Annotated in this window: 14 protein-coding genes and 2 pseudogenes; 10 read left to right on the plus strand and 6 right to left on the minus strand. The window is 35.4% G+C overall.

Annotation, left to right across the window (positions count from 1 at the left end; all coding sequences use genetic code 11):
- From F0362_RS28185 to F0362_RS28200, 4 genes are read left to right on the plus strand one after another with little or no spacing between them, the layout of a single operon-like run.
- Complete coding sequence (locus tag F0362_RS28185; RefSeq protein ID WP_052943587.1) at positions 1-483, plus strand: hypothetical protein; 483 nt, start codon at positions 1-3, stop codon at positions 481-483.
- A 31-nt stretch (positions 484-514) separates the two neighbouring features.
- Positions 515-3,010 (plus strand): CD3337/EF1877 family mobilome membrane protein, encoded by a 2,496-nt coding sequence (locus F0362_RS28190; protein WP_149890134.1) that lies wholly within the window; start codon positions 515-517, stop codon positions 3,008-3,010.
- Between the two features lie 27 nt (positions 3,011-3,037).
- Positions 3,038-4,276, plus strand: a complete 1,239-nt coding sequence (locus F0362_RS28195) for a bifunctional lytic transglycosylase/C40 family peptidase (protein WP_098009447.1) — start codon at positions 3,038-3,040, stop codon at positions 4,274-4,276.
- Between the two features lie 51 nt (positions 4,277-4,327).
- Positions 4,328-4,924 (plus strand): hypothetical protein, encoded by a 597-nt coding sequence (locus F0362_RS28200; RefSeq protein WP_000724395.1) that lies wholly within the window; start codon positions 4,328-4,330, stop codon positions 4,922-4,924.
- Positions 4,925-5,176: 252 nt separating this feature from the next.
- Here the strand turns inward: F0362_RS28200 and F0362_RS28205 are convergent, their stop codons facing one another.
- Both F0362_RS28205 and F0362_RS28210 read right to left on the minus strand, forming a co-directional pair.
- Positions 5,177-5,479, minus strand: a complete 303-nt coding sequence (locus F0362_RS28205) for a hypothetical protein (protein ID WP_000428112.1) — start codon at positions 5,477-5,479, stop codon at positions 5,177-5,179.
- A 66-nt stretch (positions 5,480-5,545) separates the two neighbouring features.
- A complete protein-coding gene (locus F0362_RS28210) occupies positions 5,546-5,920 on the minus strand; it encodes a hypothetical protein (RefSeq protein WP_000312789.1) in 375 nt (124 codons plus the stop codon).
- A 970-nt stretch (positions 5,921-6,890) separates the two neighbouring features.
- Between F0362_RS28210 and F0362_RS28220 the strand changes: the two genes are divergently transcribed.
- From F0362_RS28220 to F0362_RS28250, 5 genes are all read left to right on the plus strand, one after another.
- Positions 6,891-7,760 (plus strand): RNA-binding protein, encoded by an 870-nt coding sequence (locus F0362_RS28220; protein WP_149890135.1) that lies wholly within the window; start codon positions 6,891-6,893, stop codon positions 7,758-7,760.
- Positions 7,760-8,731 (plus strand): hypothetical protein, encoded by a 972-nt coding sequence (locus F0362_RS28225; RefSeq protein WP_001275777.1) that lies wholly within the window; start codon positions 7,760-7,762, stop codon positions 8,729-8,731. Before F0362_RS28220 ends, F0362_RS28225 begins: the two co-directional genes overlap by 1 nt.
- Positions 8,732-8,768: 37 nt before the next feature.
- A complete protein-coding gene (locus tag F0362_RS28230; protein WP_253265957.1) occupies positions 8,769-9,101 on the plus strand; it encodes a hypothetical protein in 333 nt (110 codons plus the stop codon).
- A 782-nt stretch (positions 9,102-9,883) separates the two neighbouring features.
- Positions 9,884-10,441, plus strand: coding sequence for a S1 RNA-binding domain-containing protein (locus tag F0362_RS28240; RefSeq protein WP_149890136.1), 558 nt, complete (start codon positions 9,884-9,886; stop codon positions 10,439-10,441).
- 528 nt (positions 10,442-10,969) lie between these two features.
- On the plus strand, positions 10,970-11,353 hold the full coding sequence (locus F0362_RS28250) for a hypothetical protein (RefSeq protein ID WP_149890138.1): 384 nt from the start codon (positions 10,970-10,972) through the stop codon (positions 11,351-11,353).
- Positions 11,354-11,952: 599 nt separating this feature from the next.
- Here the strand turns inward: F0362_RS28250 and F0362_RS28255 are convergent.
- From F0362_RS28255 to F0362_RS28265, 3 genes are all read right to left on the minus strand, one after another.
- Positions 11,953-12,147, minus strand: a complete 195-nt coding sequence (locus tag F0362_RS28255) for a hypothetical protein (RefSeq protein WP_149890139.1) — start codon at positions 12,145-12,147, stop codon at positions 11,953-11,955.
- 224 nt (positions 12,148-12,371) lie between these two features.
- Entirely contained in the window at positions 12,372-13,460 is a 1,089-nt protein-coding gene (locus F0362_RS28260; RefSeq protein ID WP_149890140.1) for a hypothetical protein, read from the minus strand.
- 295 nt (positions 13,461-13,755) lie between these two features.
- Entirely contained in the window at positions 13,756-15,432 is a 1,677-nt protein-coding gene (locus tag F0362_RS28265; protein ID WP_149890141.1) for a PASTA domain-containing protein, read from the minus strand.
- A gap of 39 nt (positions 15,433-15,471) precedes the next feature.
- Here F0362_RS28265 and F0362_RS31095 point away from each other — a divergent pair.
- Positions 15,472-15,555: pseudogene (locus tag F0362_RS31095) on the plus strand (IS6 family transposase); the annotation flags it as partial.
- Between the two features lie 229 nt (positions 15,556-15,784).
- On the opposite strand, the pseudogene F0362_RS28275 reads toward F0362_RS31095, so the two are convergent.
- A pseudogene (locus F0362_RS28275) lies at positions 15,785-16,897 on the minus strand (IS66 family transposase); the annotation flags it as partial.
- Between the last annotated feature and the right edge of the window lie 14 nt (positions 16,898-16,911).

Raw genomic sequence — 16,911 nt, forward strand, 5'->3', positions numbered from 1 at the left:
ATGGTAAAAACTAAATTCAAAAAAATTATTCTAACAAGTCTATGTGTAGGTACTCTATTTTTAAGTGCGGCATGTGGTAATAGTGACACAAGTGTAGGAGAAGAAACAGATAAACAGGGACACACTCCAAGAGAAATGATGCTTGACTTTGTAAACGCAGATTTAAGACATGATTATAAAACAATACGTAAATTAGTTGTCGATGGGGAGAAAAATAAAATATTGGATCCTAATAAAGGACCTCAAAATAATTTATCTTATAAAGATTACACAGTAAAAGAATATGTGGTAGATAAGGATACAATTATGTATAACTTTATTTCAAAGAAGCCCCCTAAAAATATCGATAAAGCAGTGAAATGGGTAAGAGTAGTTCGTACAGAAGATGGATTCAAAGTTCGAAGTTATACTGGCCCTGAACGAAATGAAATTGATGAAGTAGCAAATACTAAACCGACAAGTGAGTTTAGTTCAAAAGATTAATAGGTTTCCCATAGAGGGGGAGTAACATGTAATGAAAAAGTTTATTACCCTATTGTTATTAATTTGTACTTTGCTTTTAGCATTTAATTTACTTTTTAAAGCTGCACCAGTCTATGCGGAAGAGGAACCAAGACCTTCACTAATAGACAACATTATTCCAAAAAGCAAAGAGAAATTAAAATTTGAGGAATATCCACCAAGTAGTTATAGCATCGATGTTTATACTCCAGAAGGTGGATTTGGAGAATCTCTTAAATTTTGGAAATGGAAAGATAATATTAAAGAACAAATTGTAGCAACTATTTTTATATTAATTAGTATTGCATGGACAGTAAACCTTGCAATTAGTAGTTTGGTAACAAGTTTAGTAGGCCAATCAATGAGCTTAAATATAGTTGCTGATGTTGGAGATAAGTTGGGTGAGGTAATATCTAAAACAGCAGGGTTCAATGGTTCTTGGGGTAATGGGATATATAGTGAACTAATTGGGCTCATGTTAGCTTTACTAGCATGCTGGGTTATCTGGGTAGGTTTTGTACAACGACGCCAGTCAGAGATGCTAGGAGGATTGTTAAAAGCATTAGGTATTTTAGTTTTCACTCTAGGTTTTTTCGCGAATTCAAGTTATATCATCAAAGGATTAAATAATTTTTCAGAGCAAGTAAATAAAACTGTTCTTGATTCATCTCAAAGTATTAGTGGAGCAAGTGAAGGGCATTCAAGTGGTGTCGATTCCATTACAGATTTAACACACACTCTATTAATAAAGCAACCTTATACATTATTACAGTTTGGCACAACAGATATGAAGAAAATCGGTGATGAAAGAATAAAGAAAATGTTAACAACGACAGATCCTGATGAAAGAAAAGCTCTTTTAAAGGATGAAGTTGAGGTTCAGAAAAACCAAACACTGTCGTTAGATGCTACTTTTGAGAGGGGGGCACTCGTATTACTACTAGGTGTTATTAATGCTCCTTTATGGATTGTATTGGGATTATGCAGTATGGCGATGTTATTTTATCAATTAATGTTTATCATCGTAGCGCTAATGTCTCCTGTAATGTTATTAATGGCATTAGTACCTGCGTGGACTGGAACTGCTAAAAAGTTCTTAGCCGAACTGTTTAGAACATTGCTTATGAAAGTTGCAATTGGTTTCCTGGTGACCTTAATGTTTTGGGTATCGTCAATTTTGTTCAGTGCTACTGATAAGTATGGATACTTAGTTGTAGCTATACTACAAATACTTTCATTCTTGGGTGTTTGGTTGTACCGTAAAACAATTTTTGATGCTATTACTACAGTACCAGCAAGTGCAGGAGCTGCACGGGCATCAGATGCTATGAGTAATATTAGGCAGAAATATCGTGATGTTAAACATGGATCTAAGACAGTTGGCAGAGGTGTAGCAGTAGCTGGCGCCGCGGGTGTTGCAAGTGCGGCAATGGCCGGGAAAATGGGCAAATCAGGTTATAGTAAGTTTAAGCAGTTGAAAGAAAACTATGCAGATAGAAAAGAAAAGGTAGCAGATGGTAAACGTAAGGAAAAAGAGCAAATGCAAGCAGAAAAAGAAAAAAATATTAATCAAATGAAAAAAGAAGAAAACTTAGGTGTTCGCGATAGAAAAGGAAATCAGGAGCAAGAAAGGGTTCAGGAAGAAGTAGCCGCAACTAAAGAAAATCCAGAATTAGCAGTACGAGAGAAACATCAAGATAATAATCCTGAAGTACAACAAGCAGAATTAAAAGATAAAGAAGATGTAAAGGTGGATGCTAAACCAGTAGCACCATTAAATGAGGAACTAGGTAATAAAGAAGATGTAAAAGCTCAAATCAGACCAGCTGCAACTCAAAATAATGGTGGTCTCGAGAATAAGAAAGAAGATGTAAAAGCGGAAGTAAAACCAGTAGCCGCAATTAAAACACCAACGGGTCAAACTAAGTCAACGGATGATAAACCAATTACAACACCACAGTCAGGAACGACACCATTGCCATCGAATCCGAATGAGAGTAAACCAATTACAACACCACAGTTAGGAACAACACCAACACCAGCGAATCCGATGGAAAGTAAGCCAATCACAACACCACAGTCAGGAACAACACCAACACCAGCGAATCCAATGGAAAGTAAGCCAATCACAACACCACAGTCAGGAACAACACCAACACCAGCGAATCCAATGGAAAGTAAGCCAATCACAACACCACAGTCAGGAACAACACCAACACCAGCGAATCTGATGGAAATTAAGCCGATCACAACACCGCAGTCAGGAACAACACCATTACAATCGAATCCAATTGAGAGTAAGCCAGTCACTACTTCCCATGTGAGTACACCACAAAAACCAGTAGAGGTAAAACCAGTTAATCAACAACAAACTAAAAATGTTTCTAAAGTGAATAATCAACAACATGTAAAAGAAGGAGCAGATATTAAGAAAGTTAACGCAAAAGCACAAACACAACAAGAAGCTTTAAAAAATGTAAAAGCAAAAGAAACCATAAAACCAAAATAATTCAGCTCATGAGGGAGGGTTTATACATTGAGTGCGGAACCAAATCGCGACCTTGAAAATGAACACCATCCTGAAGCTGAACTAGGGAATGCTAAGCCTGCCTTGAAAAAGGCAGGCCATTCTTTAGGGAAGGCGGCTGGTAAAGGATCAAAAATAGCGGGTAAAGCAGTTGCGCAAGTAGGTAAGAAAGTAGCAGTAAAAGTAGCACAGAAGGCTGCTACAGTTGCTGTTGCAAAGCCGTTATTAATAGTTGCTGGTGTTATTATGGCTGTTGTTTTAGGTTTAGGTATAGTGATATTTTTATTAACTGCCACAATGAGTGAAGATGAAGTCAGTCCTGGCGGAATTGGTGGTCCTTTTGCACCGGGTACTGCAAGTGTCAGTCCTGAAGTAATGAGATGGGAGCCATTGGTAAGGAAATATGCGGCGCAACATGGCATAGAAGCAATGACCCCATTAATATTAGCTCTTATTCAACAAGAAAGTTCTGGAACACAATTGGATGTTATGCAAAGTTCAGAATCACAAGGGTATCCTCCGGGGTATTTTACTGATCCAGAGGAAAGTATAAAATATGGTTTAATGCATTTTGCTGATTGTCATAAAAAATCAAATGGTGATCAAAATACTACATTACAATGTTATAACTACGGAACCGGATACGCTAACTATGCAGTATTGAAAGGTGGATATACACACGAGAATGCAAGAGCATTTTCTGCAGAACAATCAGCTAAAAATGGTTATAGATGTGCATCATGGCGAAGTGCGGAGGCAGTAGCTAATAATTGGTGTTATGGTGATCCAGACTATGTCCCACATATTATGAGATACTATCAACCTGGTCAAACCCCTGGTGGTTCTGGTGGAATTGCTGGTGGTAGCGTTTTAGGTGATGATGTATTCCAAGCAATTATGGCAGAAGCACTAAAGTATCAAGGATGGCCATATGTGTTTGGAGGGCGAACACCAAATACGTCATTTGACTGTAGTGGAATTATTGAGTATACGTATTCAAGAGTTGGTATTAATTTATTTGGTACTGCACAAACCCAATGGGATAAAACCCAACGCATAACAGATCCTAAGCCAGGAGATTTAGTGTTTTTCCATAGTACTTATGCTACAAGTAACTACATTACGCATGTTGGCATTTATGTAGGAAATAATACAATGTATCATGCTGGCGATCCGATTGGCTATGCTGATTTAGGTAAACCATATTTTCAACAGCATTTTGCGGGATATGGTCGTGTAGTTAGATAATAATGGATGTAACATCTAGCAACTTATGAAACTGCGAAAAGGAGGTAAATCATGAAGAAAATCACCATTATAATAGCAATTTTATTAATAGCTAGTGTAGGGTTTTTAATAAAATATCAATCTGATAATGAAAAACTTAAAACTGATAATATAAAATTAACGAAAAAAGTGGAAAAGGTGGGGGCACAATACAACGATACGAAAAAGGAATTGTCAGCTCTAAAGAGTAATAATCAACAACAAGTAAAGGAAGCTGCAGAACGATTTCTTAAAGCTTTCCGTACTTATGATACGGGTAAAGGCGAATCATACCTTGCTAATATCGATGCATATATAACACCAAATGCAAAGAAAGAATTAACACCACCAGGTGGACCAATTCAATCTGCCCCTGGTGCTGGAGATGAGAAGGAAAAGAAGAAAGTTTCCTTTCAATCTGAATACACAGGTGGCGAGTTATATTATGCATTTTTGGATACCACCAAAGCAAATGTATTAGCAAAAGTGAAAAGTAAAATTTCAGTTAATGGTGTTTCATCTGATAATATGTCATTAATGCAAATAAACCTTATATATGATGGAAATAAGAAGTTATGGCTTGTCGACAAACTTATACCTTTAGCAGATTTAAGAGATCAGATGCCGTAGGTTGGTAATCGAGTACAATAGAAAAGTCCCCCTTATCCACTGTGATATGAAGTAGGCAAGGGGGAATATTTAGTATTTCTTATGACCGGAAACATTAATATATTGAAGAATTTTTTTCATATAAACAACAAATTGTAAAGTGCCAATACGGATCCTAAAAATAAAATAATTATTTGATTCGCAGGTTAGTGGAAAATGCTAATTTTTTGCTTAGAATATCTAAACTAAAAAACTATATTTGTATATATAAATCTAGCGTTTGATGTATGTTTTATTTTCAATACCAATTAATTTCAAATCATGTACACCTAATTTCCCAGCTAAAAACATTACATCTTGATTTAGAATTTTTATATCTTTTTCAATTTTATCGATTTGTTTTTGAGTATCTTCGGACTGTTGTCCATCAACTGTAACTAGATTCTGTTTTATTTTGTAAAGTTCTTCACTAACACTGTCTAAACGTTTATCAAATTGTTTTTCTAAAGCATCAAAGCGTTTGTCTATACTTGATTTTAATTCAGTAATTGCTAAAAGAATTTCTTTATTTTCCATAATAATTCCACCTTTTTATTAGTATTAAACATTATATTTTATCACTACATTATTTATCTAGTTAATCTAGGAAGTTATTCTATTAAAGTTTGCTTGCTGTAAATACTTTATTTTCTCTTTTTCTAACCTTTTTGTAAGTTCTTCATTCTTCAATGTCAATTCTTTAATCTTATATTTATATAAATTGTGTTCTTCAGTTAATTCGTTATTTCTCAACTTCAACTCATTATTTTCCATAATCAATCGTTCTAGGTCTTCACGTGAAAGATTCATTTCGATTATAAAATAATGTGTAGTTTGAATGGAATTTCTTACAACATCTAATGGTCTAACTTCAAAGTTATATATCGACTCCTTTTTGAATTTTTCTAATAATTCAACAGCTTTCACATATTGTTCTTCAGTAAGTTTAATGCAACTAAAAGTATGGTCATACGCCATTTGATCTCTCTCCTTAAACTTATAGTTAGTAATTATAAGTTTACAATTATATTATCGAGAAATAAAGGTAAATATTTAATCGTATCAAATGTGTAAGACTTTTGCAAGTTATTTTTGGGTTTTCATTAAAATTACCAATAATACAAAAAAATTTTTATATTGCTTTTTGAGGATTTAAGAAAATATAAAAAAGGCAAGGTGTTGAGTTCTTATCAAATAGAGAAGATCTTAAGTTATTTATGCACTTTAATAGGCTATCCCCTTTATAAGTGTTAGGAATCCAGCTTATAAACTGTTTTACTTAATAGATTGTAATGGCAGGGTTTAAACAAGTTGAATTAAAGAAATAAGTTCTATAAAACAACGTCTTAAAAATCTGTTGAATTGCAAGTACCTAACTGACAAGACAGTTTCAGGGGGTACTAACAACAATATGGGAAACAACAACTAAGAAAAAGAAACCAATAACACTTATAGTAAGAGTTTTTAACGGACCATCAAAGGAAGCTATTATAAATACAGCAAAGATATTAAAGACTTTAGGCACATCTGCTTAAAGTCTTTTTTTATATTTTATAAATTGTGCCCAAAAACTGAACAAATAGGTTTATGAAATTCCATGAGCCGAATTAGATAGCCCCAAAGCCCAACGTATTTGTGAAACCAGTCTGAAGGCAATACGAAATAAAGAGAACCTTCTTTTGTTTTTTTAATACCCTTTTTATTAAGTGGTATACGAACCTTTCCCCCCTCACAGTCAAAAATTCTATATAACATGAATTTAATATATAACTATTTAAACGTTACTTCTTATAAATAAGGTAAGTGACCGGTCTAGTATAAAAATGATTAAAAATTTCAGGAAATATTTCTAAAAAGCTTAGTTTCCTAGTTAAAAGTAACAATAATTCAAGTAGAAGTATTATTTTTGAACTTTATAAATATTGAACAAGGGAGAGGAGATATTTTTATGGATTCAAAAACTTATGAAAAGCTACAGGCATTACGTAGATATAAAGAGCCAATTCAAGCAGTATTGAGAACGGTTAAAAAACATGACAAAGATGATACAGATACTGAATACGCTGAGTTTGCCCTTGAAAACGGTAAGATTATAGGTATTTGTAAAAAAGAAGACTTCTCTGATTACTCTTTTAGAAGTATTACTCAATTCACAGGTAATATTTTTAATGTAGTAATTACACAAATGTCTGATGAACTGGATATAAATAAAGTACAGGTTTCAGTAAAAGAAGCTAGCAGGAGATCGGCAGATGCGTTAATTCGTGAGTTAATAGAATTGGAGCAAGATGAAAGACTGCAAGAGCCAACCTACGAAGCAGAAGTAACCGGATACAATATGAATGCTCAGGTTCCAACCATATTCTTACGCATCAATGGTGCGGAATGCTTCATGAAATTACATGAACTAAACTATGGAAGAGTGTATAAAAACGCTGTGGATCGCTATGCACCAATTGGTGAACGTATCCCAGTTAAGGTTCTACAATTTAATCCAGAACAGCGACTAATCCACGTTTCTAGAAAAGCTGCCGTGGAAAATCCTTATCAGTTATTATCTGAATTAGCTGAAGGGGATACAATTGTAGGAAGGGTTGTAAATGTTGACCCGCGTTTTGGTGTTTTTGTTGAATTGGACCAAGGCTGCACAATTAAAGGAATTGTCCCTAAAATAATCGAACAGCCAGTATTGGATGACGTAGTAAGTATGAGAATTGTAAGTGTGGATGTGGAAAAAGAGAGAGGGTCGGGGGTTATCTTTAAGTTTCCATTTGGACGTAAAAAAGTTAACGATCCAACGGCGTTTTTATATAACTAATGAGTGCGCCGCAGGTTTCCGTACAAGAGAATGGAAAGGCGGTTCAATATTGGCTTAATAGGGACGAATCGTTATCACTTTGGGATGACCCCTCTTTACAGGGGGGACCAATTCTTCCAGATAAATTTAAACCACTCACAGATTTACGTAGTATATATGACAGAATTAATTCAGGTTTTATAAATGAAAAGGACAATTTAATATTAAAGCTTATTTGGGATTCATTAGCGATTACTGAAGCTCAAATTAAAAATTTTGTGGAATCTAAAATTAGTAGGTCACAGGTTTCAGAATCACTGAAAAAACTGGTACTGTATGGATTTGTTAGTAGATGGGAGATAAAATCGGGGCTATTTCCGGATCAGCCCAAAACCTCTGCTCCAATCACTTTAAATACTGCTGGTCATTTGATGATGTGGGCTTATCATAACCGTAATACAAACTATTCTTTAAAGCCAGAACAGTGGTTAAGGCTTGGAGTAGTAGGGGTACAAAGATTTGTCACTATGAATCAAATAAAATATGAGTTTGCAGTAGGCCAACAGCTATTAAAAAACTGGTGCTGGTATCCAAAGCTAAAAGGTACTGGTAATGGTTATAATCCAATTGCTGTTGGAGAAATTAAAACTCCAATTGGAAATCAAAACTTCATATTTGAAAGGGTACAACAAGGTCAGCGATATGCACAACATTTAAAATCGCGATTGAAAATTTGGGAAGATCAGATTCAAAATGGACCAAATAATTTATTGAATTTCGAAAATACAAAGAGTTTACCAGGTATTTTTATTTTATCTATATCTAATCTCGCTTTAGCAGAACATGTTAGAAAGGAGCTCATGTTAGACTTACGAAAGATTCCTATAATGCTCGTAATAGACGAATGCATTCACAGTGAGGGATTCGCAAAATCTTTTTATATCTCAACTCAAAACGGAATTCAGCAAGCACCATTACCATTTTTGAGATAACAAGAGCTGCTTCAGGTAAATATGCTGAAGCAGCTTTTTGTGGTTAAGAGAGAATGTAGGTAACAGACGTTTATTTTGTACTAAAAATATAGGGGTGCAGGAAATAAGTGATCTGAATCGATGTCAAAAATTATTAGTAGGATACAAATATAAATTATGTATTTCTGTAATTGCTTTAATGGTTTTAGATGCACTACTTATAAAAGGCTTTTTTGATATGTTTTCAGCAATTCTAAACGGCTCTTTATTAGTTTTAACAGTATTAGCGTTATTTACTTTAGGGTATTACAGGAAGAAGTATCATTACTATAAAGTTATGTTATACGGGGAACAGGAATCTACACAATTAGTAACGGTTACCCATTATTAATTTAAAAAGTAGGCCTTTAAAGGACTAATAAGAAGTATAGGAGAAAATTATAATTTATATGTCACTATATATTCATTAAGGTCAGCTGTAATAATAATGTTGTTTTATTTCAGATTCGTAGTATCTAGTTTACATTGCATTACTTGAAGATAAAAAATGAAATCAAGGGGCAGATGCTATGTTTTTCAAAAGGGCCAAACAAATTAAAAGACTAGAAGAAAAGGTATTGCGGCTAGAGAAAGAACGAGATGAAGCATGAGAATTAGCACTGGAAAACCATATGAAACTTCAAGCTTTAGAATGGGAGGAAGAACAAAGATTAAAAAATACAATGTTTGAAGAAGTATAAACAAAACGATTTACTAATAGTGTCCAGTGAAAATAAAGGTGTGAAATAATAAACTAAAAAACTTGTTGTTTTGTAGACAAAATAAACAAATCAAAAAGTATTTTTTTATAGGGGGAGCACATTAATGAAGAAGTTAGTTAAGTATCTATTAACACCATGTATACAAAGGTTAGATATGATTATTGGATTTCTAATAGCAATAAATTTTACTATTATTTCATTTGATTGAGTAGAATACGACTTCTTTATGATTTTGCTCAGCCTCATGATTCCAGTTACTTTTTCTTATTTAGTAATTCGTGTTTATCAATTCGTTGTTGGTGACTTATTAGAATCGTTCAAAAATCCAAGATTTTAACCGGTTAATCATTTGTAATACTTTTATAATCTTTAACATATTTTATTATTTCTTTATATAAAGGAGTGAGGATATGTGTCAAATAAGGGTACGCTAGATAAGAATATTGCTAGATATATAGACGAAACAACTTTATTACCGAAATCTTACAATGATTTGTATAAGAAAAATTCATCAGTTACAGTTAAGGTTGAAAATGTAGTGAAATATGGTGTTTTTGTGCAAATCCAGGATGAAAACAAGGGAAAAGGTTTATTGCATATTACAAAGTTTCAAAATATGTATGTTAAACGTATTAAAGATTTCTTGCAAATTGGGGATATAATTGAAGATGTTAAAATAATAGATGTTACTCAGGATAGCCTGGCATTCTCAACCTTACATTTAAAATTAGAACAAAAATACATGGGAAAAACACAAGACCAAACAGAGATACAAGAGATTAAAGATGGGATTGCACAAAGGGTTGGTATTATTTCAAAGGATGCGGAGAAGAAAATTGAAGATTTTATCAAGGAGAAGGGAATTGTACCATTTGTAATGGCTATGGGGACCGTTATAGACGATTTTGATTATGATCTTTCAATTAAATTGGTTGAAGAAATTGAAAGAAAAGCGCGTGATTATCTTTAACAAAACAAGAAAAATAATCATAACAGACCATGCAAATGATGCCTTCAATAGTCGTAATGCAGAAGTAGAATGTATAGAAGCTTCCGTATATAATGCGAAAATTATACTCAAAAACAAGAATCATATATATATGAAGAGTAATTCATTAAAGTATCCATGTTTAATGGTAGGTCAAGATCTGATTGTTAAATCGACCATTAAGGAAAATATGAAAATGATACCTTATGAATAAATGATTATATTGACAAAATTGTTTGAAAATTACATTTGCTATATAATGGTAACATATCTTTTTTATATTTTTCTAATCCATAACTAACCTAAGCCTTTCGGGTTTACTCATTATTAATGCATTGCGTACATTTTGTTCGCATGTCTAATAACGATGTAATTCCGAAAGGCTTTTTGCGTTTTGGGAATGGATATAGGAAAAGTTTATAGGGGGGAGGAACAGATTCTATCCATTGTTTGGATATTCAATTGTGATTTAAAGAATTACAAATTATAAAAAGTGAAAGGAGAATTAATATGAAAGTTATTTCTAAAGAAACGAGTGTACTTTTAAATCATTTAGAACAGGTATTTGAAAATCTTGAAAAAGAAAAAAAGGGTAATGCAAAAGATGATTTTCGAATAACGGAGGAGTTGAGTGCTGGAGACATGATTTTAAAAATATACTTCGTTGATGAAAAATCCAATGTCTCAAAAGTACCTATAATTCTTACATTAAATCAGCTACAACATTTTCAAAACTACTTAAAGTCAAAACAAGTCATAGTTAAAGATGTAGCAGATAATACGCTATTTACACTGTTTGAATTAGGTGTTTGTGAGCCAAATACCAAAATTCATCTTAAGGCAAAAGACATAATTAATGTTTTGAGAGCATTTGGAGTTAAGGTCCAAATATAAAATGTAAATAATAACGTGCTTATACCACATCCACCCTATCACCGAGTTTGAGACTTTTGAAATAGAGCTTATCTTATTAAGAATAAAGGGCTTGTCTTTGTTTATTATTATGGACAGTAGTTTGGAGAAATAAACGTACTCGGTGATTGGGGTGAAGCTATATGTGTGAGAGGGATGAGTACTCGGTAATTGGGGATTAAAAAGTATACCCAATTCGTAGGATCTTGTAAAATTTAAAGGTGTTCTTGGTGATCTTCTATAATTCCTTTCAAACAGTTGTATTTATAGTGAAAAGGAAAAGAACATCTGGAATTGAAAAATCGATTAAGGAACTGTTGAGTGACAATAAGTTGTTCTGTTAAAGGGCCATTTTGTGGAGTAAGAGGTTGCATAATACCATACTTTTTTATAACAGCCTTCATGCGCACTTGAACGTGCGCAAGCGTTGATTTATCGACATTGTATAAAATCCCGCATAAATAATAAATTGTGAACAATTGAACCCTCTTGGCACCCAAGGGGGTTCGTTGCGTGTAAATTTCTGAAAGATTAATTATGTAAACTAACGATGAATAAGGTAAGAAACATCAGAGTGAGAGCTATTTTTGCTGGTAATACCCGGAATAACAAACAAGTAGATTTTCATGATTTCCTAACTTTTTCATTAGTTTGCGAATGTTTTCAGGTGTATTTTGAATAGTTCCATGAAATCTAGGTTCACCACGACCAGAATCAGCAATCGCAATAGTATTTTTAAAAACGTCTAAACCAACAAATTTTTGTACATCCTTCATAATATCGGATCCTTTTCGTGTGTATCTCTACACTTGGTTTTCCTATTTTCGGTAGTAACATTATGACCAAGTGCAACCTACGCTAAGCGATGGGAGCCGTTTAGTTCATTATGACTAAAGGCCAGATTGTAGTAGAATTAAAAATTACTGTGAAAATTAATACAATGCCTCTTCTTTATATACAAAGATGGGGGTAGGTCAAGTCAGATAGGTGCGTTGTTATCTTAAGGACCTGAGAGGATGAGGTCGATTGTGCGGTCCACGATGTACCCGAGCCCGGCCAACGCATCATTATTATCTAAGCTATTCTGAAAGACGACTATAAATTTCCGTTCGGTGTTATCACTGAGCTTGCGTTTTATAACTGCACCTTCAGATGCGACCCAATTCCTTGACTTCAATGGTCCATGCCCAATTTTCGAGCCAGTCACGGTGAAATTTCTTGTAGGGAGTCCTCGTGAATTGAAATCCAACCATGATGAGTCATCGCCTATATTTGCTGAATCGCTGAGCAACTTTCCCATTTCGAATGAGCTCGTATCATCCACTAGCGACCTTTGGAATATGTGCGCGTAAAGAGTGGCCATGTCAAAACATGTTGAAGCCTGCGCATTTTCACCATCGTTCACGGTAGGTATACGGATAGGAGGCAAGGATCCGGTGAAGGTTCCTCCAACCCAGATGCCTGTCTTCCCCTTAGGAAAAAAGAAACCTCCCGCGCTCAAAGTCCCGTTAATCCAGCAGTAGCCGAGCGCTTCGATGCAGGCAGCTGCAGAATTGTTGTCACCTTTGATAATCATGCGTTGAAGATGGTCTTGGAACTGAGGGCGGAATGTCACCTTCCTACCTCCAGTTGTACTAGGGATGAAGATTTGCTCGTATTTCGGCGGTTTTATTACTTTTTCGTTCACAGGGGTTAATTTAATTTCAGCCACCTGTAGTATGGCAAGAAACTTTTCCGTAATTATTTTGTCAAAGGCCTGATGCAGCCGTGAATACATTTCATTCGGTGTTGGTACGCCCGATTCAGCAAATATTTTGTTGACGCTACTAAGCAACTCATAGGCTGCGTATAGTACGCCCATCTTTACAAGACTTGCCGTATAAAAGCTGTCGCCGAAACGTATTCCTGCATGCGTGAAATCTTTAGGATTAGTTGTCTCATTGATCGCCACGAACGAAATGGCAACTCCAAAGGGGTTAAGGATTGGATACCGAAGGAGCCCTTCCGCGACAGCAGCATTCAGACGCAACCCCAATATAGGGTCGTCGCTAAGCAGATTCTTATAGGGGGATGGAAATGGATTTGTCATCAAATAATCTCCTTTCGCTCAGAAACTCGGTAGGGTTGGTGCAGGATGTAAATTAAAATATGCCTTGTACGAACCACCATCACCGGATAGTAAATGCGTTTCTAGCTTTTTGCGGATTTGATTATTATGGATCAATTCGTCTGGACGAGCCGCAAGTTGGACCATATCTTTCATTTTGTGGGAAAAGTTTCAATGAGAACTCTCGGTGGTGTACCTCCTGATAACGGCGGTATTGGCGTGCCAATTTGACGATTTCATTGGGAATTTTGGTTAACCTATTTATACTTACTGTTTGTCAGATAAATCCCCTGATAATTCCTTGAATTATTTTCGGGAAAGCCTCTATTGGGATAATTTTCCCTTGTAAATAAATTAGGGTCGGGCACTTTTGCAATTGCATAATTGGGTCAAAAAAATAATAGGTGTCTATTGGAAGTGAATAGGGATTGACCTTTTTTGGAATAAAGGGGAAGGTTACTGTTCGAATTGAGTAAGGATAGTTATAGTGCTGGCATGCTATAAAGCCTGGGGAGGAATAGGGATAATGAAATAAAGAGTGTCCGTAATTAGAAAATTGTCTGTAGTTTGTTCGACTCAATGAATGTTCCACCTCGTATAATCTCCGTGGGAGATCTAAAAAGGGAAACGCTGGTCTTAGATGTGGTCCATGAACTCCACGATTTTGAATTGTATTGTAGTATATTTCGACATACGATCCCAACCGGACAATTGCACCTGGGTCAGGAGACTGTTTCTCAACGTGATCTTTTATTACGGTTGAATCTTCTTCAACAAAAGTCGGGATGAGCTTTGGAATTAGACCATTATGTTTAATTCTTTCAATTGCATCGTTTACTGGCAAAAAGGTGACATAAGGTACAGGTGCCATGCCTGATGGCACAAGAAAAGGAAATGATGCTATCCTTCTCTTCAATTTGATATTAGGCTCGTTAATTGAAGGAACGAAAAGCTTCGGTTCCTCCATTTTACCCCGAGAAATCTTAATGGCGTGGTCCATTGCGGCATTAGCCAATTTTGTATAGACGTTTATGGCATCTAATAGATCCTCTGGTTTTGGACCCATCTCAAAGAAATGCGGATTTTTATACGCAAATTCAAAATCATTTTTTTTTTGGATATAGTAGAGCTTTTTCTCCCGTGCATCGCGCAAAGCTAAAAGGAAATCTTCTTTCTCTTCAGCTGAAGGAACTGGAAGAGCCAGTGTGTCGTAGCTTGCAATCTCTGTTTCGTACGCAACCGGGTTTGCTTTCGCTATTTTTGGGAATTGCTTGAAACGATCTTTTGCTTCTTTAACTGAAATAGTCGGAGAGATTTCTTCGCCGATGCCGGCGCGCTGATACATGGTAGCTGTAAATTCAGATTTAGTTCTTTCATTAGCATTGGCCTTATTATAAGCGGCTTCGAAGCCTATGCCAGTGACTATACCATCAAATTCAGCTTTTAGTTCGGCAGCTAATTCTGACTGCGTGGATTCTGAGAAAGACGTGATCCTGATGACACAATAATATTCTCCTCCTGTTTGGAGTCCACGTACAAAACTATCGCCGAAAGCAGTGGAAAACTTGTCGAAAGGCGGTGTTGTAAGTACTTCTTCCAGTCCCGGTTTCAAGTGGAAATTCTTTCCTCGAATAAAAGAATTTTGGACAATACAACGCGCAACTAAAAAGGTTGAAGTAGAATTGTAATTCGTGGATTCTGAGAATTTTGCTTTTGCAGAAGCTGAAAAAAATCCATATCTACCTTGTGCTCCGAATGACATTCCTAATTTATCCATAATTTCTTCATGGGTATTTATGATGGTGATTTCTGCTAATACTTCAGAGCCAGGTGCAACTTTGTTTTCTGAAATTTCACCAACGTCTAAGGCTGTGCCAACAGCAAGCCCTGACTGCGTATTAAAGCCCATTCCTATTTCCTCTCTATTAAATTCCTTGTAGATAACTTGCGGCATGTGCTATTCCTCCTGTCTTCTATTTATTTACGATTACCTATATATAAACATAGACGAAGTCTTCAACTGGACTCGGTTTTTTCTGCGTACAATGAATTACAACAATTACTAGCCACTGCTTAAATATTTTTATTCATTTATCACCTGATTTATTCTTTTTTCAAATTTTGCAACAGGACCAAAGTAATTCATTAGGATATGGATTTGTGAAAAAGTAAATCTACATAAAATTCCTCCCGTAGACTTTAAAATAATTTATTAATTTTATAAACAACATTTACTGTATAATATTAGGATGATAGGAATATAGAGATGACAATATGAAAATGTATCCACAGCTGTTGTTTGTCTATGCTGAAAAAAGGTCCAGAATGAGCCTGCTTTTTTCCAGTCGCTGCTCATATCGTTCTGTATGGTTAACATGTTTGAGCTTCCTTTCAATCGAATAGAGTTGATTACAGAAGTGTAAGCCTTCGCTCGCTTTCATTTTTTTCCCCTTCTGTGAATCAGGTAAAGCCTTTAAGGCTTCATCAAACTTCCGTCTGGCATGTGCCCAACATACAACAAGGGTGACGTCCGATACTTGATGGTAACCCCTATATCCATCTACTTGTAAATACCCTTGAAAACCAGTTAAAAAACGTTTCGGATGTTCCCCTGCTCTTGTAGGTTGATAGTCATAGAGAACGATAGGGATATCATCTCGTCCTGTACGATATAATCACAGATAGGACTGGGTTGTTGCGGCTCGCCCAGGTTCACGTAAGACTTGGAAGGTTGTTTCGTCCGCATGAAGGATGGTTCGAGTAAGTAGATGTTCATGCATCCTTTCATATAAAGCCACTAACCACCGATCAGCTCCATACAATAACCAATTCTCCATTGTTTGTCGTGATAAGAAGATTCCCACTCGTTCAAAATGCTTTTCCTGACGATAAAGGGGCAATCCTTCTACATATTTTTGTGTCAAAATATACGCCATAATGGATGGGGAAGCGATACTTTTAGGAAAGGCAGGGGCTGGCATCTTAGCCGTCACAATTGGTGTGGATATCTCATCTAATTCACACTTACGACATGCGTATACATACCTCTTATGTTCCGTCACTTTTACTTCCGCAGGAATAATCGTCAGTTCCTTACGGACTTCTACACTCATCTCATGCAAAACACCACCACAGCACGAACAAACCTGTTCCTTATTAGGTAAACGATATTCAATCGTTTCAATAGCTGGTTCGGGTGTTTCAGAATTACTTTCTTTCTCAGCCTCATTAAACAGTTCTAAAGCGATTTGATTATTAGGTGTTTTTTCGCTAGACGTACCAAACTGTTTTTGTTGACTAAGACGAAATTGTTCTTCATACCATCTCACTTTTGCCGTGAGTTCCTTTACTTGAGCTTTAAGTGATTCAATTGTGGGTTGGTTTGAATGTGAGAGTGTTGTTTTCATAGATAAATCCATTCGAAAAAATTATC

Origin of the sequence: Bacillus sp. BS98 (assembly GCF_008432245.1) — a bacterium.
In the GTDB taxonomy this organism is placed as follows: domain Bacteria; phylum Bacillota; class Bacilli; order Bacillales; family Bacillaceae_G; genus Bacillus_A; species Bacillus_A toyonensis.